The sequence below is a fragment of the Meiothermus sp. genome, assembly GCF_025060375.1.
Taxonomy (GTDB): domain Bacteria; phylum Deinococcota; class Deinococci; order Deinococcales; family Thermaceae; genus Meiothermus.
The window spans coordinates 1-23,710 of sequence record NZ_JANXCG010000074.1 but is presented as its reverse complement, the minus strand read 5'-3'; the positions used below and the strand labels follow the sequence as shown (position 1 = coordinate 23,710).

24 protein-coding genes and 1 tRNA gene are annotated in these 23,710 nt (G+C 64.8%); 22 read left to right on the top strand and 3 right to left on the bottom strand.

Annotation, left to right across the window (positions count from 1 at the left end; genetic code table 11):
• Nucleotides 1-115 precede the first annotated feature (115 nt).
• Entirely contained in the window at nucleotides 116-859 is a 744-nt protein-coding gene (locus NZ849_RS09155) for a DUF4388 domain-containing protein (protein ID WP_295406338.1), read from the bottom strand.
• 24 nt (nucleotides 860-883) lie between these two features.
• Nucleotides 884-1,822, bottom strand: coding sequence for a homoserine kinase (gene thrB / locus NZ849_RS09150; RefSeq protein ID WP_295406336.1), 939 nt, complete (start codon nucleotides 1,820-1,822; stop codon nucleotides 884-886).
• Between the two features lie 78 nt (nucleotides 1,823-1,900).
• Between thrB and NZ849_RS09145 the strand changes: the two genes are divergently transcribed.
• Together NZ849_RS09145 and NZ849_RS09140 are read left to right on the top strand one after the other, a co-directional pair.
• Nucleotides 1,901-1,977: transfer RNA gene (locus NZ849_RS09145), tRNA-Pro, on the top strand.
• 82 nt (nucleotides 1,978-2,059) lie between these two features.
• Entirely contained in the window at nucleotides 2,060-2,434 is a 375-nt protein-coding gene (locus tag NZ849_RS09140) for an FxLYD domain-containing protein (protein ID WP_295406334.1), read from the top strand.
• Between the two features lie 5 nt (nucleotides 2,435-2,439).
• On the opposite strand, the gene NZ849_RS09135 is transcribed toward NZ849_RS09140, so the two are convergent.
• Nucleotides 2,440-3,594, bottom strand: coding sequence for a class I SAM-dependent rRNA methyltransferase (locus NZ849_RS09135; RefSeq protein WP_295406332.1), 1,155 nt, complete (start codon nucleotides 3,592-3,594; stop codon nucleotides 2,440-2,442).
• A gap of 157 nt (nucleotides 3,595-3,751) precedes the next feature.
• On the opposite strand from NZ849_RS09135, the gene NZ849_RS09130 reads away from it, so the two are divergent.
• The 20 genes from NZ849_RS09130 to NZ849_RS09035 form a co-directional block, all read left to right on the top strand.
• On the top strand, nucleotides 3,752-4,066 hold the full coding sequence (locus NZ849_RS09130; protein WP_295406330.1) for a V-type ATPase subunit subunit G family protein: 315 nt from the start codon (nucleotides 3,752-3,754) through the stop codon (nucleotides 4,064-4,066).
• An 8-nt stretch (nucleotides 4,067-4,074) separates the two neighbouring features.
• On the top strand, nucleotides 4,075-6,081 hold the full coding sequence (locus NZ849_RS09125) for a V-type ATPase 116kDa subunit family protein (RefSeq protein ID WP_295406328.1): 2,007 nt from the start codon (nucleotides 4,075-4,077) through the stop codon (nucleotides 6,079-6,081).
• Between the two features lie 40 nt (nucleotides 6,082-6,121).
• Entirely contained in the window at nucleotides 6,122-6,415 is a 294-nt protein-coding gene (locus NZ849_RS09120; protein ID WP_295406326.1) for a F0F1 ATP synthase subunit C, read from the top strand.
• A 64-nt stretch (nucleotides 6,416-6,479) separates the two neighbouring features.
• Nucleotides 6,480-7,064, top strand: a complete 585-nt coding sequence (locus NZ849_RS09115) for a V-type ATP synthase subunit E (RefSeq protein ID WP_295406324.1) — start codon at nucleotides 6,480-6,482, stop codon at nucleotides 7,062-7,064.
• Complete coding sequence (locus NZ849_RS09110; protein WP_295406322.1) at nucleotides 7,048-8,034, top strand: V-type ATPase subunit; 987 nt, start codon at nucleotides 7,048-7,050, stop codon at nucleotides 8,032-8,034. Before NZ849_RS09115 ends, NZ849_RS09110 begins: the two co-directional genes overlap by 17 nt.
• Before the next feature lie 16 nt (nucleotides 8,035-8,050).
• Entirely contained in the window at nucleotides 8,051-8,371 is a 321-nt protein-coding gene (locus tag NZ849_RS09105; RefSeq protein ID WP_295406320.1) for a V-type ATP synthase subunit F, read from the top strand.
• Between the two features lie 63 nt (nucleotides 8,372-8,434).
• Nucleotides 8,435-10,171 (top strand): V-type ATP synthase subunit A, encoded by a 1,737-nt coding sequence (locus NZ849_RS09100; protein WP_295406319.1) that lies wholly within the window; start codon nucleotides 8,435-8,437, stop codon nucleotides 10,169-10,171.
• Between the two features lie 21 nt (nucleotides 10,172-10,192).
• Nucleotides 10,193-11,593, top strand: a complete 1,401-nt coding sequence (locus NZ849_RS09095; RefSeq protein ID WP_295406317.1) for a V-type ATP synthase subunit B — start codon at nucleotides 10,193-10,195, stop codon at nucleotides 11,591-11,593.
• A 30-nt stretch (nucleotides 11,594-11,623) separates the two neighbouring features.
• A complete protein-coding gene (locus NZ849_RS09090) occupies nucleotides 11,624-12,289 on the top strand; it encodes a V-type ATP synthase subunit D (protein WP_295406314.1) in 666 nt (221 codons plus the stop codon).
• Between the two features lie 221 nt (nucleotides 12,290-12,510).
• Complete coding sequence (locus tag NZ849_RS09085; RefSeq protein WP_295406312.1) at nucleotides 12,511-13,533, top strand: LacI family DNA-binding transcriptional regulator; 1,023 nt, start codon at nucleotides 12,511-12,513, stop codon at nucleotides 13,531-13,533.
• 1 nt (nucleotide 13,534) lies between these two features.
• Nucleotides 13,535-14,188: a transaldolase family protein gene (locus tag NZ849_RS09080; RefSeq protein WP_295386856.1), complete on the top strand. Its 654-nt coding sequence runs from the start codon at nucleotides 13,535-13,537 to the stop codon at nucleotides 14,186-14,188.
• The gene (locus NZ849_RS09075; RefSeq protein ID WP_295386860.1) at nucleotides 14,185-15,105 is read left to right on the top strand and encodes a carbohydrate kinase; all 921 of its coding nucleotides are present in this window, start codon (nucleotides 14,185-14,187) and stop codon (nucleotides 15,103-15,105) included. Before NZ849_RS09080 ends, NZ849_RS09075 begins: the two co-directional genes overlap by 4 nt.
• Before the next feature lie 148 nt (nucleotides 15,106-15,253).
• Nucleotides 15,254-16,714, top strand: coding sequence for an extracellular solute-binding protein (locus NZ849_RS09070; RefSeq protein ID WP_295406310.1), 1,461 nt, complete (start codon nucleotides 15,254-15,256; stop codon nucleotides 16,712-16,714).
• A 102-nt stretch (nucleotides 16,715-16,816) separates the two neighbouring features.
• Nucleotides 16,817-17,968: a carbohydrate ABC transporter permease gene (locus NZ849_RS09065; RefSeq protein WP_295386867.1), complete on the top strand. Its 1,152-nt coding sequence runs from the start codon at nucleotides 16,817-16,819 to the stop codon at nucleotides 17,966-17,968.
• Nucleotides 17,965-18,981: a carbohydrate ABC transporter permease gene (locus NZ849_RS09060; protein ID WP_295386870.1), complete on the top strand. Its 1,017-nt coding sequence runs from the start codon at nucleotides 17,965-17,967 to the stop codon at nucleotides 18,979-18,981. Before NZ849_RS09065 ends, NZ849_RS09060 begins: the two co-directional genes overlap by 4 nt.
• Nucleotides 18,978-20,111 (top strand): extracellular solute-binding protein, encoded by a 1,134-nt coding sequence (locus NZ849_RS09055; protein WP_295406308.1) that lies wholly within the window; start codon nucleotides 18,978-18,980, stop codon nucleotides 20,109-20,111. Before NZ849_RS09060 ends, NZ849_RS09055 begins: the two co-directional genes overlap by 4 nt.
• An 18-nt stretch (nucleotides 20,112-20,129) precedes the next feature.
• On the top strand, nucleotides 20,130-21,437 hold the full coding sequence (locus tag NZ849_RS09050) for an L-fuconate dehydratase (protein WP_295386874.1): 1,308 nt from the start codon (nucleotides 20,130-20,132) through the stop codon (nucleotides 21,435-21,437).
• Nucleotide 21,438: 1 nt separating this feature from the next.
• Complete coding sequence (locus NZ849_RS09045; protein WP_295386877.1) at nucleotides 21,439-22,455, top strand: aldo/keto reductase; 1,017 nt, start codon at nucleotides 21,439-21,441, stop codon at nucleotides 22,453-22,455.
• Complete coding sequence (locus NZ849_RS09040; RefSeq protein WP_295386879.1) at nucleotides 22,456-23,196, top strand: SDR family oxidoreductase; 741 nt, start codon at nucleotides 22,456-22,458, stop codon at nucleotides 23,194-23,196.
• Nucleotides 23,197-23,478: 282 nt separating this feature from the next.
• The coding region (locus tag NZ849_RS09035; RefSeq protein ID WP_295406306.1) for a hypothetical protein at nucleotides 23,479-23,710 on the top strand (232 nt) is incomplete at its 3' end.

Sequence of the window (23,710 nt, the reverse complement as noted above, 5' to 3'; positions counted from 1 at the left end):
CCGACCTTATCGTTCTGGAGGGAAACCCGCTGGAGGACATCCGCGTTCTTGCTGAGCCGGAAAAACACCTGCGGCTGGTTGTGAAGGGGGGGCGGATCTACCACCAGGCCCTAGGCTAGGGGCCCTGCTCCGCCTCGAGCTCCCACAGGAGGTCGCGCAGTAGCCAGCCTCTACCCGGAGGCTCCAGCTCGCCGTTCAGGATTCGCTCGATCAGGTACTCGCGCACCCGGGCGATGGACAGGCCGCTTTGGATAAGCTCCCCCAGGTTGCGGCTTCCGTCCAGCAGCACGGTGATGTCCTGAGGGTTGCGGATGCCGGCCTGGGTCCGCCAGGCCGAAGGATGGCGGATGCGCAGGGCAAACCAGGCGTACTTGCGCAGTTTGGTTAGGTCACCTTCCCGCAGGCCCCGCCAGGCCCGCTCGGCGGCGATGATCAGCGGCACGCCCCAGCGCTTGGCCGCGGCCCGTACGCTCCTGCCCCCCACGAAGACCGCGAAGGGCTCCACCGCTCGAGGGGTCTCCAGCACCCGGCTGGGGGAGTCCAGCACACTGCGAAAGCGGGTCCACTGGTCGTTCAGACGGGCCCACTCGCCCATAAAGAGCCTGAAGGGCATGAGGGGGGTTCCCCAGAGGTGGCCTGCCTTGAAGCGGAAGCGCCCCTCCGTAGGGTGCAGGGGAAAGGTTGCAATGGCCTCCAGGCCCTCCCAGTCCAGAATGCCTCCTCCCACCACCTCCCCCTCCACGAACTCCAGCCTGAGGGGAAGCCTGCCGGCGTTCACCTCCAGGACCCCGGTGGCGCGGTTGGCGTGCACCATTTCAACCACGTCGCTGAGCGGGATGGTACCAAAGCTGCCTTCCAACCTTCCTCCTCCTGGGGCCAGCCCTCAGGCCTCGCGAGGACCGCTCCCTGCCACCAAAGAGGGGTCCTTCGTTCCGTGAAGCAGCCCTTCGCCCAGGCCCAGTACCAGGGTGGTGCCCTCACCCACATAGGCCCGCATGGCCTCTCGGATGTCCCCAACCTGTTCAGGGCGGGCCAGGGCGGCTAGGGTAGGCCCTGCTCCGCCCACAAAGGCGGCTAGGGCCCCTGCCGCGTACACCGACTCCAGCGCGCCTTCCAGGCCGGGCATCAGGTGGGCCCGGTAGGGCTGGTGCAGGCGGTCTTTAGCCGCTTCCCGTAGGGCCTCGTAGCGGCCAGAGTAGAGCGCTGCAGGCCAGAGAGCGCTTCGGGCTAGGTTGAAGACCGCATCTGCGCGGGGTACCCTCTCGGGTAGGGCGGCCCGGGCCTCTGGGGTCGGCACTTCATAAGCCGGGACCCCCAGCACGAAGAGCAGCCCTTGGGGCGGGGGCAGGGGCAGGGCCAGCGGTGGGTCGGCGAGGGCGGCCACGAAGCCCCCATAGACCGCAGGGGCCACGTTGTCGGGGTGCCCCTCCAGGGCTGCGGTGACTCGGAAAACCCCGTCGCGGCCTAGCTTGTGGCCGGAGATGGCATCGGCCAAGGCGGCTCCGGCCACCAAGGCGGCCGAGCTGCTGCCCATGCCTCGGGCCAGGGGGATGGGGTTGTGGGCCCAGATGGCGATGGGGGGTGGGTGGGCCTCCCCCAAGGCTTCCCAGGCAGCCCGGTAGCCCTGATGGATGAGGTTGTCGGGGGTGTTGGGCACCTTCCCCTGGCCGCTGTAGTGAAGCTGGTTGGTGGAGGCCAGCGCGCCGCGCACCTCGAGGTATAGGTCAAGCGCTACCCCCAGCGCATCAAAACCAGAGCCCAGGTTGGCCAAGGTGGCGGGCACCCGTGCGTAGAAGGTCGCATCGGTAGGATGCTCAGCCATCGCTAGGCCCATCATACCCCCTAAGCAGCCCTGGCTGCCTAGACAAACCCCTTTTCCCCCCATATACTTTCCTGGTGGCGAGGAGTAGCGCAGCCTGGTAGCGCACCTGCTTCGGGAGCAGGGGGTCGCTGGTTCAAATCCAGTCTCCTCGACCAACGGGCCCCGCTCGGGGTCCTTTTAACAGAGCTCAAATGGAGTTGGGCGAAACTCGGGAAGGCCAGGCGGCTCTGGCCGGTTATGAAGCGCTGGCTCTTCCTGTGGGGGTTTCTCCTGACCGCAGGCCTCGCCCTGGGTCAGGCCGAGCCCTATCGCCTGCGGGTGCTTTCCTGGAGCTGCAAGGCCTTCCCTAAAGGTGTGCTGGCCCAGGGGGTAGTCAGAAATGTGGGTTCACGCCCCTTGGCCGACCTTCGGGTGAGCCTTCGGGTGGTGGGGCCTGGGCTGCGTGTGGCCACGGCTTCGGCCCCGCTGGCCGACCGCAACCTCACGCCAGGGGAGAGCGCCCGCTTTGAGCTGAGGATGCGGACCGCCTTTGAGGGGGTTCACCGCTGCGAGCTGTGGTTTCGCAATCCCCGGGTGGCCCGAATTCCCACGCTGGTGCCCAACCCGAGGTGAGGGGCCTATAGGGCCTCCAGAATGGCGAATTTAAGGTAATGGGTCTCGGGTACGTTGAGCAGCACCGGGTGGTCCCAACCTTGACCCCGCTTTTCTACCACCCGTACGCTGCGCTGGGCGTCGGCGGCGGCTTCGGCGAGCATCTGGTAGAAAAGTGGCTCCGTGAGGTGGTGGCTGCAGGAGGCGGTGGCCAGAATTCCCCCTGGAGCCAGGAGTTTGAAGGCCCGCAGGTTGATTTCCTTGTAGGCGCCGTAGGCCCGCTCGAGGTCGCGCCTGCTCTTGGCGAAGGCTGGCGGGTCCAGGACCACCAGGTCGTACCGGGCTCCCCGCCGCTCCTCCTCCCGCAGGAACTCGAAGGCGTTGGCCTCTACGGTAACCAGGTTGTCCAACCCATTGGCCTGGGCGTTTTCCTCGGCCCGGTGAAGGGCTGGGGCAGAGCTGTCCACGGCGATGACCTGTTCAAAGCCCCGGGCCAGGTGCAGGGCAAAGGAGCCGTGGTAGCTGAAGACGTCCAGCGCTCTTTTTCCCCTGAAGGCCTCCAGGCGGATGCGGTTGTCCCGCTGGTCAATGAAGGCCCCGGTTTTCTGGCCCTCCTTCAGGTCGGTGCGGTAGAAGATGGTGCCCTCCCGCACCGTGACCGCATCGGGCACCCGGCCCAGCAGGGGTCTCACCTCCAGGGGGAGGCCCTCGAGGCTGCGGGACCTGTGGTTGTTCTTGGCCAGCAGGCTTTGCATGGCTACCTCGGTCTGGACAGCCTCCACCAACCTCTGGGTAAGGGGTTCCAGGGCCGCCGAGCCTATCTGGATAACCCCGTGCCCCGCGTAGTAGTCGAGCACCAGGCCGGGCAGCAGGTCGCCCTCCGCGTGCACCAGCCGAAAGGCCCCTTCGGGTTCGGCCGCAAGCGCTGTTTTGCGTCGGGCTAGGGCCTTGCGGAGATTGGCCAGTAGGGTTTCCTCCGGCGGACCGTCCTCTCCAAAGGCGAAAACCCGCACGCTGATCTCAGAGAGGGGATTGTAAAGCGCCAGGCCCAGGCTTCCCCTGGGGCCTTGAACCGGGTACAGCCCTGGGGTTTGGGGCCCTTCTAGGACGTCGCTTTTGTACACCCAGGGGTGTCGGGCTAGAATTCGGGCAGCTCCCCGGGCGGATACGCGAACCCTCATCGGGCGAGTCTACCAGCCTGGGGCCCTGGAGGGAAGTTGTGGTGTATGCTGTTTTGCGTTGACATGGATCCTGAGAAATCGCTATGATTCTTAGGGTTCGCTTTGGGCAAGTTTTCACTTGCTCAGCCTTTCGCTACGCGCTTAGGAAGGAGGGGAAGTGGCTGGTTCAGGACTCATCAAGAGTTTGGCCGAGCGGGAGCGGGCCTTGGCCCAGCAGCTCGAGGAGGCCCGGAAGGCCGCCGAAGGTAGGGTTCGGGAGGCCCAAGCCAAAGCCGCAGAGATGCTGGAGGAGGCTCAGCGGGCCGCCCGAGCCATGGAGGCGGAGTACCGTGCCCGCACCGCTGAGGCCGTGGCCCGCATAGAGCGGGAGGCCAAAGCCAAGGCCGAGGCCGAGGCGGCGGCCATAGCCGAGTCGTCCCGCCTCAAGGTGGCCGAGGCGGTGCAGGCAGTCCTGCGGGAGGTTCTGCCTTGATTGCTCCCATGGAGAAGCTCATCGTGGCTGGTCCTAAGCGGCTAGCCCGGGCGCTTCTGGCCGAGCTGCAGAAGGCTGGGGTGGTGCACATCGACCCCTTGCGCCCCGATGAGCTGGGGGAGTACCGCCTGACGCCAGAGGAGGAGGCCGAGCTTCGGCGCTGGGAGGTGGTGCTCTCCCAGGCCGAGCAGGCCCTTACGGTAGCTGGGGTTCCCCTCGAGCCAAGCTCCAAAGCCTTCCCTGGTTCCCTCGAGGAGGCCGAGGCCACTGTGCGGCCCGCAGCCGAGCGAGCGGCGGTGCTGGGCAAGGAGCGGGCCTTGCTGGAGGAGGAGCTTCAGGCCACCGAGCTATTCGGCAAGGTAGCGGAGCGGCTCGACGCGCTGGTGCAGGGGCTTGACCAGAGCCGCTGGCTGGCGGTGGTGCCTTTTCTGCTGGGCCGCCCGGAGGAGCTGGCCCCGGTGCAGGCAGCCCTCCAGCAGGGCCTCGCAGAGCGGTTTGTGCTCGAGGCCGAGCCGCTGGGTAACCAGGTGCTGGCTGTGCTGGTGGTGCGCCGGGGGGAGCTCGAGGTAGCCCGCTCGGTGCTCTCCCGGCTGGGCCTGACCGAGCTGCGCTTCCCCGGGGTCTATGGCGGCCTGCCCCTAGCCCAGGTGGCGGCCCGCATGAAGGAGCGGGCCAGGCTGGCCCCTGAGGAGCTTCAGGGCATCCGCGAGGAGCTGGCTAGGCTGGCCCGCGAGTCGGGAGAAGCTTTGGTGGAGGTGTGGACCCGGGCCAAGGATGAGGTGGCCCGGTACAGGGCGGCTTCCGACCTGGCCGCAGGGCGGTATGGCATGGCCCTCATGGGTTGGGTGCCGCAGAAGGCTAAGGGGCAGGTGGAGGAGGCCCTCTCCCGCCTGCGCGACCAGATCGTCTACACCTTCGAACCGGTGGACGAGCACCACGAGGGTCACCAGGTGCCGGTGACGCTGGAGAACCCGTCCTGGGCCAAGCCCTTCGAGCTGCTGCACGGCTTCCTCAATACCCCTCGCTACGGCGGCTATGACCCCACCCTGATGATGGCCCTGTTCTTCCCCCTTTTCTTCGGCGTTGTGGTGGGGGATATCGGAATCGGGCTGCTGTTCCTGCTTCTGGCCCTCTGGCTGGCTAGAAAGGCGCAGAGGGGTGAGGCGCTACGCATAGACTTCCTGGGGGCCTCCTTCAGCCCGGAGGTGCTGGCCAAGCTCGCCGTGGTAGGCAAGTGGATGGCTGGCTGGGCTATTCTGTGGGGCTTCCTCTATGGGGAGTTCTTCGGAACTTTCCTGGAGAAGCTCCGCTTGCCAGCCATGTTCGGCCTGCCGGAGGGCTGGCGGGTCTTCTACCCCACAGGCCCGGGGTACGACCCCGAGAAGTACTATGGCCTGTTTCCCATCCTCATCAACCGTCTGGACTTCACCCAGACAGCCAATGGCCTGATGGTGTTCGCCATTTCCTTTGGGGTCATACAGGTGCTCTATGCCTTCTTCCTGCGCATGCGCCTGGGCCTCAGGCACGGCCATAGCAAGCACTTCTGGGAAGGCTTTGGGTATCTCGCTGGCCTGGTGGGACTGGTGGCCTTCGCCTACAACTTCCTGACCCAGGCCAACAGCGCCCTCCTCAACCTGGTTTTTGCCCTGGGCATAGCCCTTTTCCTGGTGGGGGTGGTGCAGGCTCGAGAACCCCTGATGATTGCGGAGCTCCCTGGTAAGGGAGGGCAGATCCTGAGCTACATCCGGCTCTACGCGGTCGGGGTGGCTGGAGGGGTGCTGGCCAGCCTGGCCAACCAGGTGGGTTTCGGCCTGGCTGAGCGCTTTGGATTTCTGGGTGGGGTGCTAGGCTTCGTGGTGGGGGCTATTCTAATCGCCCTCATCATCATCATCACCACCCTGGGCCACGTGATCCAGCCCATCCGTCTTCTCTGGATCGAGTTCTCTACCAACTTCGGCTTCTTTGAGGAGAGCGGCCGTCCTTACAGGCCCTTCAAATCGGTTCGTTCTCGCTAAGGTTAGGTGTGCCCTGGGCACTTCAGAAGGAGAGTAACCCATGAAGAACGTAAAGCTGGTGAAGATCCTTTCGGCTCTCGCGGCAGTGGTTTTGGCAACGGTGGCCTTTGCGGCAGAAGAGGGGGCCGCGGCAGCCTCGTTTGCCGCTATCGGTAAGGGGCTGGCCATAGGTCTTGGCCTGTTGGGTACCGGTATGGCCCAAAGCGCTATTGGGGCTGCGGCGGTTGGGGCAGTGGCGGAGGACCGCCGCAACTTCGGTACGGCCCTCATCTTCTTCCTGATTCCGGAAACGCTGGCCATCTTCGGCCTGGCCTTCTCCTTCCTCATCAACTAGAGGGAGGCTGGCGGCGGATGGCCTGCTTTCAGGCTGTCCGCCGCCCTGCTCAGGACAGGGGTTTATGTCGAAGCTAGAGGATATTCTGCAAAGCGAGGTAGCCGCCGAGATAGCGGCCATCGAGGCCGAGGCCGAGGCCAAGGTGAAGGAGATTCTCGAGGCCGCCCGGGTCCAGGCCGAGGCCCTCAAGGCCAGCCGCCAGCGGGCCCTCGAGGCCGAGCACGCTGCGGCCTTGCGTCGAGCTGAGAGCGCAGCAGAGCTGCTTGTGAACCAGGCCCGCATCGCTGCCCGGGGAAAGGTGGTGGAGGAGGTGCGGCTCCAGGTCCTGAGGGCCCTGGAAGCCCTTTCCGCCCAGCCCCAGTTTGGCGAGACGCTGAAGAGACTGGCCGAGGAAGCGCTGCAAAGCGTGGGCCAGGCCGAGGCCCTGGTGGTCCACCCAGATCACGCCGCGCTGCTTTCGGAGTGGGCCAGGGGTAAAGGGCTGGCCCTCAGCACCGATGCGGCGCTAAAGGATGGGGTGCGCCTGGTGATGTCGGGTGGCCGGGCCTTTGTGCAAAATAGCTTGAGTGAGCGCCTAGAGCGAGCCTGGGATGGGCTTTCGGCCAGGGCGGCGGCGGTGTTGTGGGGGCAAAGTGCTCACGCGCAGTAGCTTCGCTTACCTCAATGCACGGGTGCGCGCCCGGCGGGGCCAGTTGCTGGGGGAGTCGTTCTTCCGCCAGGCCCAGGCCCTTTCCTTCTCGGAGTTCCTGCGCCTTCTGGCTGAAACCCCATATGGGGCGGAGCTGGTAGGGGAGGGCCTGGCCGATGTGGACCGGGCGGTGGCCCTTCACCTGGCCCACACCATCGGCGACCTGCCCAGTTTGGTCTCGGGTCCGCTCCGCGAGCTGGTGCGCCTGCCCCTGCTGCGGGCCGACCTGGTCAACCTCAAAACCATCCTGCGGGGCAAGGAGGCAGGTAAGTCGCCCGAGGAGATCCGCGCCCTGCTGCTTGGGGGTACCCTGCCGGAGCCACTGCTCAACGCGATGCTTCAGGCTCCGGATGCGCAAAGCGTGGCCCAGCTCCTGCAACTGCCGGGCCACCCCCTGGCCAGGGCTTTGCGCATAGCCAGTGCGAGCACCTCCGATCTGTTGCGCCTCGAGGTGGTTCTGGACCGGGAGTTCTTCGCGGCCTGCTTGAAGGTGGCGCGGAAGCTTCGCCAGAGCCGGCTGGTTTCCTACTATGAGCTTGAGGTGGACGCGACCAACCTCACCACCGCGTACAAACTCCAGGCCCTGGGGGCTTCGGGCGTGAACCCCGAGGACTACTTTATCCCTGGGGGCCGGTGGTTGAGCCGTGCGGTCTTCTCCCGCCTCGTTGCAGGGGACCTCTCCGCTGCCGAGGCCTTGGGGGGTACCCCTCTGGCTTCCGCGGTGGGCGCGGCCGACTTGGGCGAGCTGGAGCGGGCCCTGCGCAAGGTATTGCTGGCCAAAGCCCGGGCGGGGGCCAGCGACAGCCTGGGGGGGGGACTGCTCCTCGACTATGTGCTGCGCAAACAGTGGGAGGCCAGCCGCATCCGCCTTCTGGCCCGCCGGGCCTACTTCAACCTGCCGGTGGAGGCGGTGGCCAAGGAGGTAACATGATGCCTAAGGGGGTCGCATGAGGATCGGGGTGTTGACCGATGCTGAGACGGCCTCGGGCTTTCGCATGGCTGGCCTCGAGGCCCTGGTGGCCGCCCCCGAGGAGGCGGCTGAGAAGCTGACCCAGATGGTTCAGTCCAACCGCTATGCCCTTATCGCGGTAGACGAGCGGCTGCTCAAGGATCCCAACAAAGCCGTTGAGCGAGTGATGCGGGGCCGCAGTGTCCCGGTGCTGTTGTCGCTGCCCAACCTGATGGACACCTTTAGCGGTGGGGGCGATGCCAAGGTCTACATGCGGCGGTTGGTCCGGGAAACCATTGGTTTTGACATAAAGCTTTGAGCGCCTGGGCTGAGGGGCAACGGCACGTACTACAGAGCTACACCCACACAAGGAGGGACGACCGTGGGAACCATCAAGAAGATTGCGGGACCAGCGGTAATCGCTGAAAACCTGCAAGGCGCAAAGATGTACGACATCGTGCGGGTGGGGCACGAAAGGCTGGTGGGCGAGATCATCCGCCTGGATGGCAACACCTGCTTTATCCAGGTTTACGAGGACACCAACGGGCTTAAGGTGGGCGAACCGGTGGAGACCACCGGTCTGCCTCTGGCCTTGGAGCTGGGGCCGGGGCTTTTGAACGGCATCTTCGACGGGATTCTGCGCCCCTTGGACAAGATTCAGGCTGCCTCGGGTATCTTTATCCGCCGCGGCATCGAGGTTTCCTCCCTTGACCGCACCCGCAAGTGGGACTTTACCCCCATGAAGAAGGTGGGAGACGAGGTGAGGGGCGGGGAGGTTCTGGGTACGGTGCCCGAGTACGGCTTTACTCACAAGATTCTGGTGCCCCCCGATAAGAGCGGTCGCATCAAGAGTATTGTGGGCCCGGGCCAGTACACCATTGACGACACCATCGCCGAGCTCGAGGACGGCACCAAGCTGCGCCTGGCCCACTTCTGGCCTGTGCGCAAGCCCCGTCCCTTCCAGAAGAAGCTCGATCCTAACGAGCCTTTCCTCACCGGGATGCGCATCCTCGACGTGCTCTTCCCGCTGGCCGCGGGGGGCACGGCGGCCATCCCCGGTCCCTTTGGCTCGGGCAAAACCGTCACCCAGCAGTCCATCGCCAAGTACGGCGATGCCAACATCGTGGTCTACGTGGGCTGTGGGGAGCGCGGCAACGAGATGACCGATGTGCTGGTGGAGTTCCCCGAGCTGGAAGACCCCCAGACCGGCCGTCCCCTGATGGAGCGCACCATCCTGGTGGCCAACACCTCCAACATGCCGGTGGCCGCGCGTGAGGCCAGCCTTTACACCGGCATCACCCTGGCCGAGTACTTCCGCGACCAGGGCTACAAGGTCTCGCTGATGGCCGACTCCACCAGCCGCTGGGCCGAGGCCCTGCGGGAGATTGCCTCGCGCCTGGAAGAGATGCCCGCTGAGGAGGGCTACCCGCCCTACCTGGCCTCGCGCCTGTCCAGCTTCTACGAGCGGGCCGGTAAGGTGATTACCCTGGCCGGCGAGCAGGGGGCGGTCTCGGTGATTGGGGCGGTTTCGCCGGCAGGCGGCGACTTCTCCGAGCCCGTGACCCAGTCCACCCTGCGCATCACCGGGGGCTTCTGGGCCTTGGACGCCCAGCTGGCCCGCGCCCGGCACTTCCCTGCCATCAACTGGGCCCGTTCGTACTCCCTATTCCTGAACATCCTGGAGCCCTGGTACCGCGAGCACGTGGCCCCCGACTATCCCGAGGTGCGGGCCCAGATCATCGCCATCCTGCAGCGCGAGGCCGAGCTACAGCAGGTGGTGCAGCTGGTCGGCCCCGATGCCCTGCAGGATGCCGAGCGGCTGGCTTTGGAGATGGGCCGCATCACCCGCGAGGACTTCCTGCAGCAAAACGGCTTCGACCCGGTGGACGCGAGCTGCTCGATGGCCAAGGCCTACGGCATCATGCAGATGATCCTGGCGGCCTACAAGCAAGGGGAGTTGGCCCTCTCCAAAGGGGCTACCATTGCGGACATCCTCTCCGACCCGGTGATTGAGAAAATCGGGCGGGCCCGCTACGTGCCGGAAGAGGAGTTCCCCGCCTACAAGGCGGAGTTTGACCAGATGATCAAGACCGCCTTCCTGGGCGCCGTAAAGGCGTGAGGAAGCGCCAGGAGGTAAGCGATGCTCAAGAAGGAGTACAACGCCGTAACCTACATCTCTGGGCCGCTTTTGTTTCTCGAGGGGGCGGCTGACCTGGCCTACGGCGCCATTGTGAACATTGACGATGGCACGGGCCGCATTCGCGGTGGCCAGGTAATCGAGGTCTCCGACCAGTACACCGTCCTCCAGGTTTTTGAGGAGACCTCCGGGCTTAACCTCGAGCGCACCACCGTCTCCCTTGTGGAGGATGTGGCCCGGCTTGGGGTTTCTAAGGAGATGGTGGGCCGCATCTTCAACGGCGCGGGCCGCCCCATCGACGGCCTGCCGCCGGTGGTGGCCGACAAGCGCCTGCCCATCGTGGGTGCCCCCATCAACCCGGTGGCCCGCAGGAAGCCCGAGGAGTTCATCCAAACCGGCATCAGCGCGATTGACGTGAACATGACCCTGGTGCGGGGCCAGAAGCTCCCCATCTTCTCCGCCTCGGGCCTGCCCCACAACGAGCTGGCCGCTCAGATTGCTCGCCAGGCCAAGGTGCTGGGCGAGGCCGAGGGCTTTGCCGTGGTCTTCGCCGCGATGGGCATCACCCAGCGCGAGGTCTCCTACTTCATGCAGGAGTTCGAGCGCACCGGGGCACTTTCCCGCTCGGTGCTCTTCCTGAACAAGGCCGACGATCCCACCGTGGAGCGCCTCCTCACCCCCCGCATGGCCCTCACCGCCGCCGAGTATCTGGCCTTCGAGCACGACTACCACGTGCTGGTGATCCTCACCGACATGACCAACTACTGCGAGGCTCTGCGCGAGATTGGTGGAGCCCGCGAGGAGATCCCGGGCCGGCGGGGCTACCCCGGCTACATGTACACCGACCTGGCCTCGCTCTATGAGCGCGCGGGGGTGGTGCAGGGGAAGAAGGGCTCCATCACCCAGATTCCCATCCTCTCCATGCCGGGTGATGACATCACCCACCCTATCCCCGACCTGACCGGCTACATCACCGAGGGGCAGATCTTCATCTCCCGCGAGCTGGCCCAGCAGGGCATCTTCCCCCCCATCAACGTGCAGCCCTCGCTCTCGCGCCTGATGAACAACGGCATCGGCAAGGGCAAGACCCGCGCTGACCACAAGGAGCTGGCTGATCAGCTCTTCAGCGCCTACGCCCGCGGGGTGAACCTGCGCCGGCTGGTGGCCATCACCGGGGAGGACGCCCTGACCGAGATGGACAAAAAGTACCTGCGCTTTGCCGAGAACTTCGAGAGGAAGTTCATCAACCAGGGTCAGAAGGAGCGCTCTATTGAGGAGAGCCTGAACATCGGCTGGGCCTTGCTTGCCGACTTCCCGGCCTCCGAGCTCAAGCGCATCCGGCGGGAGTACATCGAGCAGTACCATCAGAAGACGGGCAAGCTGGAGGAGCTGGTCGGTGCGTAGGCTGGGCCCTGAACCCGCGAGGAGGTGCTTGTGGCTGAACCTGTCTCACCGACCCGCTCAACCCTGTTGGCTAAGCGCGACCAGAAACGCCTAGCCCTGCAGGGGGTGGAGCTGCTCAAGAACAAGCGCGACGCCCTGGTTGGGGAGTTCTTTGCCCTGGTGCAAGACTCCCTCAAGGCGCGGGAGGCCCTGAACAACGCCGCCAAGGAGGCCTATTTCAGCCTGCTTATTGCCAAAGCCTTTGACACCCCAGAGGCGGTGGAATCCCTCAGTGCGGCGCCCCTCGAGGTGGACATCCAGGTTGACAGCCTCTATGGGGTCAAGGTGCCCCGCGTCCGAGCCCTGGAAGGGGGGGGGGAGCTCCCCTTCAGCCCCATCGGTGTGGGGGCCAAGACCCTGGAGGCGGCCGCCGCATTCCGTGAGTTGGCTCGGGCCATTGTTGCGGTGGCCAACACCGAGAACCGCCTGCGCCGGATTGGAGAGGAGATCAAGAAGACCAACCGTCGGGTGAATGCCCTGGAGCAGATTTCCATTCCTGAGATCAACGAACAAATCAAGTTCATCACCGATACCCTGGACCAGCGGGCCCTGGAAGAAGTGACCACGCTCAAACGCATCAAGGCGGCGATTCTGCGTCGTGAGGCCGAGGAAACGGGGGAGGTCTCGGCCCACATTGAAAAAGGGGCAGGGTTGTAGGCAAAGGCGGCCCCCCCCAGGGCGGGGCCCCCGCAGCTAAGGCGCTAGCCCATAAAGCGGGTTTGGCTGGTTGCTGTGAGGGGGTATTGACAAAACAGCCCGATTGTGGAAAATTGACTGCAATCGTTGTCAAAAAGGCGTGCGCTGAAAACGTTTGCTGCTAGTGGGTTTCACCGAACAGCGACGCCAAACCCGATCTAGTTTGGCAACGATTGCAGCCTATGATCAAGATAGCCGACGTTGCTCGAGCCGCCCAGGTCTCTCCCTCCACCGTCTCCAGGGCTTTGACCAAACCGGATTTGGTGGCCCCGGAGACCCGGGAGCGGGTTTTGCAGGCCGCTCGCCAGCTTGGCTACCAACCCAACAAGCTAGCCCGCGGACTACGCAAGCAGCAAAGCCGACTGCTGGGCTTGATTGTGAGCGACATCCTGGCCCCTTTCCATGCCACCCTGGCCAAAGGCGTGCAGGACGCGGCCGAAAAGCACGGCTACATGGTTTTTCTGTTTAACTCAGATGAGCAACCCGAAAAAGAGGCCCGCTATTTGCAGGAGTTGCAAAGCCACTGGCCCGAAGGGCTGCTCATTGTTCCTACTGCTAAGACCCGGCAGCACCTGCGCAACCTGCGGGGTGCGAGGGGCATGCCCGTCATAGAGCTGGACCGCACCAGCGGAACTCCTGGTGTTCACGCGGTGCTGGTGGAGAACGTCCTAGGGGCGCGGGAAGCGGTGGAGCACCTGATTGCCCTGGGGCATCGCAGAATCGGGATGATTACCGGGGAGCCGGTGATCACCACCGCCCAGGAGCGGCTTGAAGGCTACCGCCAGGCCCTAAAGGGGGCGGGTATTACCCCCGACGAAAGGCTGGTTGCCAACGGCTACCACAAGGAGGAGGGCGGCTACGCGGCTGCGTTGCAGCTTTTGCGCCTTCCCCCGCAAGAGCGCCCCACCGCCTTGTTTGTGGGCAACAGCGAGATGGCGGCAGGGGCTGTGCAGGCTATTCGTGACCTGGGTTTGCGCATTCCAGAGGACATCTCCTTGGTTTCCTTTGACGATACCCGTTGGGCCCAGCTCATGGAGCCGGCCCTTACCGTGGTGGCCCAGCCGGCCTATGAGATTGGCTACCTGGCCTGCGAAACTTTGGTCTCCCTTCTGCGGCAAAAGGCCCCTGCCGAGGGGCGCATTTTGCGACTCAAGACGCGGTTGCTCATCCGTCAGTCCACGGCCAGGCCTCGGTTGGGGGGTTGATATGCGCTTGTACCTGGACTCTGCCCGGCTCAGCGAGTTACAGCCCCTACTGGGCAGCGGCGTTTTCCATGGGGTCACCACCAACCCTTTGCTCCTTCAGGAGGCGGGGCTGGGGGCCGCTGGGTTGCCGGGGTTTGCTCGAGCCGTTTTCCAGGCCGGGGCCAAAGAGGTCTACCTGCAGGCCTGGGGCACCTCTGCCGAGGTGCTTTACCGCTGCGGGCTCTCTTTGGCCGGCCTGGATGGCCGGGTGGTGGTCAAGCTGCCGGCCACCTGGGAGGGCTTGAGCGCGGCTGGACGGTTGGTCCTGGAGGGGGTGCGGGTCTGCATCACCGCTGCTTACCTGCCTCACCAAGCCCTCCTTGCCTCGGCGGTGGGTGCAGACTTCGTAGCCCCCTACCTGGGCCGGATTAACGACTCGGGTCAGGATGGGTACACGACCATAGGCAGGATGTCTGATTTGCTGAGGGGTATCGGCTCCAAAACAGAGATTCTAGCTGCCTCGGTCCGCAGCATTGCCGATGTGGTGGCCCTGGCCCAAAGGGGGGTGCGCCACGTTACCCTGCCTTTGCAGGTTGCCCATCGGCTGTTCCAGGAGCCCCTGACCCTGGAGGCGGCCCGCCAGTTTGAGCGGGCCATGGAGGAGGCCAGCCTATGATGGTGGTGGCCGGCGAAGCCTTGATTGACCTCAAAGCCCTGAACCTGGGGGGGCGGCTGCTTTACAGCCCCCACCCAGGCGGCTCCCCCTACAACGTGGCCCTGGGCCTCGGGCGGCTGGGGGTGCCGGTGGCCTTTCTGGGACGCTTTTCCACCGATGCCTTTGGCCAGCTCCTCAAGGCTCACCTGCAGCGCAGCAGGGTGGACCTTCGCTACGCGGTGGAAGGTCCAGAACTCACCACCTTGGCCCTGGTAACCCCCGGGGAACAGGGCGAGAGCTTCGCGTTTTACTGCCAGAACACCGCCGATACCCTGCTTAGGGTGGAGGACTTACCCGAAGAGCTGCCCCCCGGGGCCTGGCTGCACCTGGGCTCCATCTCCCTTCTGCTAAAGCCCACCGCGGATACTCTAGAAGCCCTGCTGGAGCGGGAGATGGGTCGGCGGCTCATCTCGCTGGACCCGAATGTGCGCCCCTTCCTAATCCCCGATAGACCCGCCTACGAGGAGCGGCTTCGGGGTTGGTTGGGGCGGGTGGACCTGGTCAAGGTCAGCCAGGCCGACCTGGCCTGGCTCTATCCCGGTCGCACACCCCTAGAGGTGGCCCGGGCGTGGCAGCGGCTGGGCCCTGCTTTGGTGGTGGTCACCCTGGGCTCTGAAGGCGCCATAGCCCTTCTAAACGGAGAGGAGGTGCGAGTGGAAGCCCCCCGGGTCGAGGTGGTGGACACCGTGGGGGCTGGCGACGCCTTTATGGCCGGTCTTTTGGCCGCTCTGTACCGAACTGGCGTGACGGACCGGTCGGCCCTTTCCGAGCTAGGCCTCGAGCGGCTTTCGGAGCAGCTCGCTTTTGCTGCAAGGGTGGCGGCCCTAACCTGCACGCGGGCCGGGGCCGACCCGCCTTGGCAGGAGGAGGTGAGATAGACCCAAGCCCGGCGGGGCCTGCGAGCCAGCGCGCCAACGGTGGATCAAAGGACCACGCCGGCCTTGGGAACCCCGCGCGATTTTGGAAGCGATTCGGCCCTAGGCAAAATCTCTCCCCAGCGGAGGTAGCTTTATGATAACCAAATCCTTGAGGTGGTGGACCTTTTTGGCGCTTGTCCTGTCCTTTAGCTTGGCCCAGCAGGGCCGCTTCCAGGGCGTCAGCATCAACGTGCTCACCTTCACCGGGCCCCAGATTGCCGAGCCCCTGCGGCGCCACGCAGCGGCCTTTGAACGGGCCACCGGGGCTCGGGTCAATGTGACCGTGGTGCCTTTCTCCGACCTCTACCAGCAGATTCTGACCGATGCCACAACCGGCACCAACAGCTACGATGCCTGGATTTTTGCGCCCCAGTGGATGGCCGATTTTGCCCCTGCGGGCATCATGGAAGACCTTACCGCCCGGGTGCGTGCGGACACCGCCATTCAGTGGAATGACATTGCTCCTTTCTTCCGGGAGTTCAGCGCCATGTATGGCGGGAAAATTCTCACCATTCCTCTGGACGGCGACTTCCAGGTGGTCTACTACCGCACCGACGTGCTACGCCAGTTGGGCCTCCAGCCCCCGAGGACCTGGGACGAGTACCTGAACATTGCCCAGCGGGCTCATGGGCGGGATATGAACGGGGATGGCCGCCCGGACTTCGGAAGCTGCATCGCTAAGAAGCGCAACGCCCAGAGTTACTGGATGTTCATGAGCATCCTGGGGGGCTATGTGCAAAGTCAGGGAACCCGCCAGGGGGCTTTCTTTGACACGCGCAACATGCAACCCCTGGTCAAGAACCAGGCTTTTGCCGAAGCCCTCAGGGTCTACAGGGAGACCACCCGGTTTGGTCCGCCGGATGAGCTCAACCTGGACGTAGGGGATACCCGGGGGCTGTTTACCAGCGGCCGTTGCGCCCTTTCCATTGACTGGGGCGACATTGGGCCGCTTTCCATAGACCCACAGACCTCCAAGGTCAAGGACCTGGTGGGAGCGGTCATCCTGCCTGGGAGCCGGCGGGTGCTCGACCGGAACACCGGCAACCTGGTGAGCTGCACCCCCCAGCTCTGTCCTCACGCTATAAATGGCGTCAACCATGCCCCCTACGCGGCCTTTGGGGGGTGGTCGGGAGGTATCAACGCCAAGGCTTCTGCGCCCAAGAAGGACGCTGCCTATGCGCTCTTCAGCTACATGAGCCAGCCCGCTCAGGCCAACAAGGACGTTACAATCGGGATTACCGGGTTCAACCCCTATCGCATCTCCCAGTTCCGCGACATCCAGAATTGGGTGGCGGCGGGCTTTAGCGAGGCTGGTGCTCGCAACTATCTGGGGGCTATTCAACAGAGCCTGAACAGCCCCAACATGGTCCTTGACCTGCGGATTCCTAAGGCTCAGCAGTACCAGCAGGTGGTGCTGGATCGGGTGCTCTCGGAGTACCTGGCCGGTCAGCTCACCATTGCCCAAGCCCAAGAGCAGATACACAACGGCTGGGAGGAAATTACCAACGCCGAGGGCCGTCAGAAGCAGCTCCAGGCTTACCTGGCTTCCTTGGGCATTGGGGCGCGCTAGCTTGATTGGGTAGGCCTGCTGGGATAGCGGGAATCGGAAAGGCGCCCCACGGGGCTTTCCTCAAGGGCCGTGCTCCGTGGGGCCCTGAACAGGAAAGTTCGTATGGGAGAGCGTGTCCAATCGAAGCAGGCGGAGGCGGTACCCAGGCGGGAGGGGGTTTGGGTTAGGCTTGTGGCCTGGCTCGAGCGGCAGGCTCCGGCCTTCTTCCTGCTGCCCACCGTGTTGGTCATTCTGGCTTTTGTGCTCTTTCCCCTGGTGGGCTCGCTTTACAGCTCCCTCTCCCGTTTGCGCTTTAGCGATGGGGGATTGGAGCTCAGCTTTGTGGGCCTGGCCAACTACCGGAAGGTGCTTTTGGGCAGCGAGCAGGTTCACTTCCTGGGCCAGCCGGGGGCCACCGGTTGGGTGGTGGGGGTAATGGGGCTACTGGTCTTGGGGGTTGGGCTGGTCGTCTACCGCCGCTACCGGGCTGGGAGGCCGGTCTGGGTCTGGTTGGGGCAGCCGCTGCTGGGCGGTCTTCTGCTGCTGGGGTTCGCCTGGCTTTTTCTGAGCCGGTTGTGGCCCGGGACCCATATGGGGACACTCCAGACCACGCTTTTTTACGTGCTGGTAGGAACAGCCTTGCAGTACCTGCTGGGCCTGGGGTTGGCCCTGCTCTGCGCGGAGCGGCTGCCGGGGACCCGGTTCTTCCGGGTGCTCTTCATCCTGCCGCTGGCTATTACCCCAATTGGGGTGGCCTACATGTTTCGGATGCTGACCGATACCGGAAAGGGGCCTCTGGTGCCCCTTTGGGAGGCTCTGGGCCTAGGAGGGTTCTCCTGGGTTAACGACCCCTGGGGGGCCCGTTTGGCGGTCTTGATCGGAGACGTTTGGCAATGGACGCCCTTCGCCTTTATCGTGCTCCTGGCCGCGTTGCAGAGCGTGCCCCAGGAGCAGGTGGAGGCCGCCGCGGTGGACGGGGCCAGCCGGTGGCAGATTTTTCGCCACATCATCTTTCCCTACCTTCTGCCGGCCAGCGCTACTCTGGTGCTCATCCGTCTAATTGAGGGGTTCAAGATCGTGGACTTGCCTAACATTCTCACCAACGGGGGGCCCGGCACGGCCACCGAGTCTATCACCCTCCACGCCTACTTCGCCTGGCGCACCCTGGACATCGGTACCGCCGCGGCCTTAGGCTTTTTGCTCTTGCTCTTGGTCAGCCTGGCGACGAGCCTGTATGCGGCCTGGGTGCTACCCCGGGCTCGGGGGCAGGTATGAGGCGCAATCGCTCCCCTCTAGCTCCCTCCCCTCTGCAGGTAGGGCTCAGCTACCTGGCCTTGGGGCTGGCCTCGCTCTTTGTGCTTTTCCCCCTGTACTGGCTACTTATAACCTCCTTCAAGCTACCCATAGACGTCAACAGCGGTCCTTTTTACCTGCCCTGGCTGGACTTCAAGCCCAGCTTGCACGCCTGGGAGTATGTGCTGGGCACCTTGGGCCCGGACGTGCGCCGGGCCTACGCCAACACCGCGGTGGTGGCCCTTAGCAGCGCTTTGCTGGCTCTCTTCCTGGGCGCCAGCGCGGCCTATGCCCTGACCCGCTTCCAGTATCGGCCCCGGGTGGGGGCGGTTGTGCTCTTCGTGGCCTGCTTGGGCTTCGTGGTGCTGATGGCGGCCTTGGGGGTGCCCTGGCAAGTGGCCGTGGGGCTGGGACTGGCGGTCTTTATCCTGGGTCTGCAGACCCTAGGACGGCGCTTTCGCAGGCATCTGAGCAACGATGACATTGCCTTGTGGCTCATCTCCAACCGGATTCTGCCCCCGGTGGTGGTGGTAATCCCTATCTACCTGCTCTTCCAGCAGCTTGGGCTTCTAGATACCCGAACCGCCCTCGTCATCAGCTACACCGTGATTAATGTGCCTATCGCGGTTTGGCTGATGCGGGACTACTTCCAGAACATCCCGCCCGATATTGAGGAGTGTGCCCAGATCGATGGGGCCAGCCGTTACCGCATCTTCTGGACGATTGTGCTGCCCCTAGCCGCCCCAGGCCTGGTGGCGACCTTTCTGCTCTTGCTGGTTTTTGCCTGGAACGAGTATCTGCTGGCGTTGTTCCTATCCAAGGCCAACAGCCAGACCATGCCCCTGATGGTGGCAGCTATGAGCGGGACCCGGGGCACGGAGTGGTGGTATATGTCGGTCATCATCATCTTGATGATTTTACCGGTGGTTCTTCTGGCCCTGGTGCTCGAGCGCTACATCGAGCGGGGCTTGATTGTGGGGGCGGTGAAGGGATGAAGCCTCGCCTGCGCGTGCTGGTGGTGGGTGGTCCGATGTACGACCACCTCTACGCGACCATCGGCTCCTTCGCTGAGCGCGAGCGGGTGGAGATAGAGCTGGTGCGGGCAAAAAACCATTCCGATCTCAACCGGCGGATCACCGAAGAGTTTTCCCAGGGAGGGGGTTTTGACCTCCTCTCTACCCACTCCAAGTTTGCCCCCGCGCAAAAGCAGTGGCTGCAACCGCTGGATGACTGGTTTGATCCGGGGGAGCTGGCAGCTTTTGACCCCATGGCGCTGGAGCTGGCCCGGATAGAGGGGCAGCTTTACGGCCTGCCCCGGAACCTGGATGTGAAGCTCCTGCACTACCGCACCGACCGCTTGGACAATCCTCCCAGAACCTGGGAAGCCCTAGTGGAGGTGGCCCGGACCCAACGGCCCTACGGCTTTGTCTTTCCGGGGAAGGGCTCAGGTCTCTTTGGACACTTTTTTGAGCTGTGCGGGAGCGCGGGTCATTACCTTTACGAGCCTGACCCGCCGCGGCCCCGGGCCCGCCATGAAGCTGCCCGGTGGGCCCTTTCGCTGCTGGCGGCCTTGTACCGGACTGGCCCTGCTGGGCTTACCGAATGGGAGTTCGACGAGGTAACAGCCTGCTTTGCTGCTGGGGAAGCCAGCCTGACCACCGACTGGCCCGGCAGCTTTCACCGCTACCTGCAAAGCCCCATCCGCGACCATTTGGGCTTGGCCCCCTATCCCTCTGGGCCGGTGCGGCGGGCGGTCTACGCCGGAAGCCACACCTTCGCCCTAGCTGTGCGGGCGGCTGACCGGCCTCTGGCCCTGGCCCTGTTGCGCTACCTGACCTCAAAGGAATCCCAGCTCCTCGAAGCCCGCCAGGGGACCTTTCCGGCCCGTCGGGATGCCCTGGAGGCTGCTCGAGCCGAGGCCCCGCCGGGGAGCCTGGCCACTCGCCGCTGGGCGCTTCTGGAGGAGAGCCTGGGGCACGCCTGGTTTCCCCCCAAGCACCCCCGCTACCCCCAGGTTGAAGGGGTGGTCTGGCAGAACCTTCGGGCCTTCCTCAGGGGGGAGCAGGACGCCAAACGCACCCTAGAGCGGATAGACCTCGAGGGTCAGCGGGCTGCGGAGGCCTAATCACGAAAGAGTTAAGCTATGCGAATCACCGAGCTTCAGACCCTTGACCTGCGTTTTCCTACCTCGCTATCGCTGGATGGCTCCGATGCGATGAACCCTGACCCCGACTACTCAGCGGCCTACGTCATCTTGAAGACCGATGTGGGGTTGGAGGGACACGGCCTAACCTTTACCATCGGCCGCGGCAACGACCTGGTCTGCGCGGCCATTCACCTCCTCGAGCCCCAGGTGGTGGGCCATTCCTTGGCCGAGTTTACCGGGGACATGGGGGGCTTTTACCGCTACATCACTGGCGATTCCCAGCTCCGCTGGCTGGGGCCCGAGAAGGGCGTGATCCACCTGGCCACCGCGGCGGTCATCAACGCGGTCTGGGACCTCTGGGCCCGCTCCCAGGGGAAGCCCCTCTGGAAGCTGGTGGTGGATATGACCCCAGAGGAGCTGGTGCGCTGCGTGGATTTTCGCTACCTGACCGACGCCCTTACCCCCGAGGAGGCCTTGGAGCACCTGCGGCGCATGGCCCCTGGTAAGCCAGAGCGGGAGGCCCGGCTTCTGCGGGAGGGGTACCCGGCCTACACCACCAGCGTGGGTTGGCTGGGTTACCCGGATGAGAAGATTCGCTGCTTGTGCCGGGAGGCGCTGGAACAGGGATTTACGGCCTTCAAGCTCAAGGTGGGGCGAAACCTGGAGGACGACCTGCGGCGCTGCCGCATCGTGCGGGAGGAAATTGGCTGGGAGCGGCACCTGATGGTGGACGCCAACCAGGTCTGGGATGTGCCGCAGGCCCTGGAATGGGTGCGTCAGCTTCTGCCCTTCCGGCCCCTTTGGGTTGAGGAGCCGACCAGCCCCGACGACATCCTGGGCCACCTGGCCCTGCAGAAAGCCCTCCAGGGCAGCGGCACCCAGGTGGCCACCGGGGAGCACGTGCAGAACCGAGTGGTCTTCAAGCAGCTTCTGCAGAGCGGGGCCATTGGCTTCTGCCAGATTGACGCGGCCCGGGTGGGTGGGGTCAACGAGAACCTGGCCATCCTGCTCATGGCGGCCAAGTTTGGGGTGCCGGTCTGCCCCCATGCCGGGGGGGTGGGGCTTTGCGAGTATGTGCAGCACCTTTCTGCCATAGACTACATCGCCATCTCGGGCTCCCTGGAAAACCGCTACCTGGAGTACGTGGACCACCTGCACGAGCACTTTGTGGAGCCGGTGGTCCTCGAGGGGGCCCGCTACCGGCTGCCCCAAAGGCCCGGCTACAGCGTTGAAATCTGGCCCGCCTCTCGCGAGGAGTACCGCTTCCCCGACGGGGTCTACTGGAGAGGACGGTTAGGAGGCTAGCATGCCCCGCCCGGATGCGACCTGGACTCACCCAAAGACCGGCCTGCGCTTCACCCGTTTGGGTCTGGGGACAGCGCCGCTGGGCGGCCTTTTTGCCCCGGTCAGCGAGGCCGAGGCCCAGGCAACCCTGGGGGCTGCCTGGCGGGCCGGGTTGCGCCACTTCGACACCGCGCCCCAGTATGGCAACGGGGTGGCCGAGCAGCGCACGGGGGCCTTCTTAGGGCAGAAGCCCAGGGAGGCCTTCCTCCTCTCTACCAAGGTGGGCCGGCTTCTGCGCTCGGGGCCACCTCACCCCAGCCAGCTCGACCCCAGGGGGGAGCCCTACTTCAAGGGGGTGCCCCAGCTTGCGCAGGTTTACGACTACAGCTACCGAGGGGTCATGGTTTCTCTCGAGGAGAGCCTGGCCCGGCTCGGGCTGGAGCGGGTGGACATCCTCTACATCCACGACCCCGATGCCGACAACCGCAGCGTGGCTGAGGTCATGCAGGGGGCCTACAGGGCTTTGCTCGAGCTGCGCCAAAAGGGGGTGGTACGGGCCATCGGGGTGGGGATGAACCACACCGACTGGCTTTTGGAGTTTGCTCGCGCCGGCGACTTCGACCTGCTGCTGGTGGCGGGCCGTTACACCCTGCTCGAGCAAGGGGCTCTGCGGGAGCTGCTTCCCCTTTGCGCCCGGAAGGGCATTGGCGTGGTGGTTGGGGGGGTCTACAACAGCGGCCTGCTGGCCAACCCGACCCCGGGGGCCACCTACAACTACACCACCGCCCCCCCAGAGCTCATCGAGCGGGCTCTGGCCCTGAAGCGGGTTTGTGAGCGGCACGGGGTGCCCCTCAAGGCCGCGGCCCTCCAGTTCCCCCTGGGCCACCCAGCGGTGGTCTCGGTGCTCACCGGGGCCCGCTCAGCCCAGGAGCTGGAGGAGAATGTGGCCATGTTCCAGATCCCCATACCCCCGGTCTTGTGGCGGGACCTAAAGGCCGAGGGGCTTTTGCGCCCAGAGGTTCGCACACCGGAGGACTAGATGCAACGTTTGAAGGGAAAGGTAGCCCTTGTTACCGCGGCTGGGCAGGGAATAGGCCGGGCCACGGCCGAGCGCTTCATCGCGGAAGGGGCTGAGGTGGTGGCCACAGACCTGCACCCCGAGCTTCTGCAGGGCTTGACCTGCCGGAAGGCCCGTATGGACGTCTTGAGCCGTGCGGAGATAGAGGCTCTGGTGGCCTCGCTGCCCCGGGTGGACATCCTCTTCAACTGTGCCGGGTATGTCCACCATGGCACCATCCTGGAGTGCAGTGACGAGGACTGGGAGTTTAGCTTCGCCCTCAACGTGCGCTCGATGTTCTGGACCATGCGCGCGGTTATCCCCAAGATGCTGGAACAGGGTGGGGGCGTAATCCTCAACATTTCCAGCGCGGCTTCTTCCATCAAGGGCGTGCCCAACCGCTTTGTCTACAGCGCCACCAAAGCTGCAGTGATTGGGATGACCAAAGCGGTGGCGGCGGACTATGCGACCCGGGGCATCCGGGCCAACGCAATCTGCCCAGGGACGGTGGACACCCCCTCTTGGCGGGCCCGGGTGGCCGAGCAGGCTCGGCGCACCGGACAAAGCGAGGAGGAGGTGCAGCGGGCCTTCGTTGCCCGGCAGCCCATGGGCCGGGTGGGCCGGCCCGAAGAGGTGGCGGCCCTGGCGGCCTATCTGGCTTCCGACGAGGCGGCCTTCACCACCGGGGCAGTTCACCTTATCGACGGCGGCTGGGCGATGTGAGGGGGTAGGTGTGAAGCTCGTGCGCTATGGCCCCGGAGAAACCCGGTTTGCTGGATGCTGAGGGGCGTTTGCGCGATCTGTCGGGGGTGGTTTCTGATATCCACGGGTCCGTTCTGGAGAGGTTCCTGCCCCGTTTGGCCCGCCTAGCCCCAGGCGGCTGCCCCTGGTACCGGGCCGACCTTGGTTGGGGGCGTGCGCGGGTGGGATGGGTAAGTTCGTCTGCATCGACCTCAACTACAAAGACCAGGCTGAGTAGACCGGTGCTGCTTACCCCAAAAGCCGGTGGTTTTCCTCAAGGCCACCGCTGCCATCCCTGGCCCTTACGACCCCATCGTGATTTCCCGGGGCTCTCAAAAGACCGGTTGGGAAGGGGTGGTCATCGGGCACACCGCCCGCTACGTTTCCGAGGCCAGGCCTTGGAGTACGTGGCGGCTACTGTGCGGTCAACGGCGTTTCCGAGCGGGCTTTTCCGGCTCGAGCGGGGCGGCCAGTGGGCGTGGGATAAGGGCAAGGG

What these genes read in the sequence shown, in the direction of transcription:
- NZ849_RS09105 (WP_295406320.1), top strand. Translation starts at nt 8,051, where the DNA reads ATGAGGATCGGGGTGTTGACCGATGCTGAGACGGCCTCGGGCTTTCGC.
- NZ849_RS09060 (WP_295386870.1), top strand. Translation starts at nt 17,965, where the DNA reads ATGAGGCGCAATCGCTCCCCTCTAGCTCCCTCCCCTCTGCAGGTAGGG.
- NZ849_RS09085 (WP_295406312.1), top strand. Translation starts at nt 12,511, where the DNA reads ATGATCAAGATAGCCGACGTTGCTCGAGCCGCCCAGGTCTCTCCCTCC.
- NZ849_RS09140 (WP_295406334.1), top strand. Translation starts at nt 2,060, where the DNA reads ATGAAGCGCTGGCTCTTCCTGTGGGGGTTTCTCCTGACCGCAGGCCTC.
- NZ849_RS09120 (WP_295406326.1), top strand. Translation starts at nt 6,122, where the DNA reads ATGAAGAACGTAAAGCTGGTGAAGATCCTTTCGGCTCTCGCGGCAGTG.
- NZ849_RS09040 (WP_295386879.1), top strand. Translation starts at nt 22,456, where the DNA reads ATGCAACGTTTGAAGGGAAAGGTAGCCCTTGTTACCGCGGCTGGGCAG.
- NZ849_RS09095 (WP_295406317.1), top strand. Translation starts at nt 10,193, where the DNA reads ATGCTCAAGAAGGAGTACAACGCCGTAACCTACATCTCTGGGCCGCTT.
- NZ849_RS09080 (WP_295386856.1), top strand. Translation starts at nt 13,535, where the DNA reads ATGCGCTTGTACCTGGACTCTGCCCGGCTCAGCGAGTTACAGCCCCTA.
- NZ849_RS09055 (WP_295406308.1), top strand. Translation starts at nt 18,978, where the DNA reads ATGAAGCCTCGCCTGCGCGTGCTGGTGGTGGGTGGTCCGATGTACGAC.
- NZ849_RS09135 (WP_295406332.1), bottom strand. Translation starts at nt 3,594, where the DNA reads ATGAGGGTTCGCGTATCCGCCCGGGGAGCTGCCCGAATTCTAGCCCGA.
- thrB (WP_295406336.1), bottom strand. Translation starts at nt 1,822, where the DNA reads ATGGCTGAGCATCCTACCGATGCGACCTTCTACGCACGGGTGCCCGCC.
- NZ849_RS09050 (WP_295386874.1), top strand. Translation starts at nt 20,130, where the DNA reads ATGCGAATCACCGAGCTTCAGACCCTTGACCTGCGTTTTCCTACCTCG.
- NZ849_RS09065 (WP_295386867.1), top strand. Translation starts at nt 16,817, where the DNA reads ATGGGAGAGCGTGTCCAATCGAAGCAGGCGGAGGCGGTACCCAGGCGG.
- NZ849_RS09115 (WP_295406324.1), top strand. Translation starts at nt 6,480, where the DNA reads ATGTCGAAGCTAGAGGATATTCTGCAAAGCGAGGTAGCCGCCGAGATA.
- NZ849_RS09045 (WP_295386877.1), top strand. Translation starts at nt 21,439, where the DNA reads ATGCCCCGCCCGGATGCGACCTGGACTCACCCAAAGACCGGCCTGCGC.
- NZ849_RS09125 (WP_295406328.1), top strand. Translation starts at nt 4,075, where the DNA reads ATGGAGAAGCTCATCGTGGCTGGTCCTAAGCGGCTAGCCCGGGCGCTT.
- NZ849_RS09075 (WP_295386860.1), top strand. Translation starts at nt 14,185, where the DNA reads ATGATGGTGGTGGCCGGCGAAGCCTTGATTGACCTCAAAGCCCTGAAC.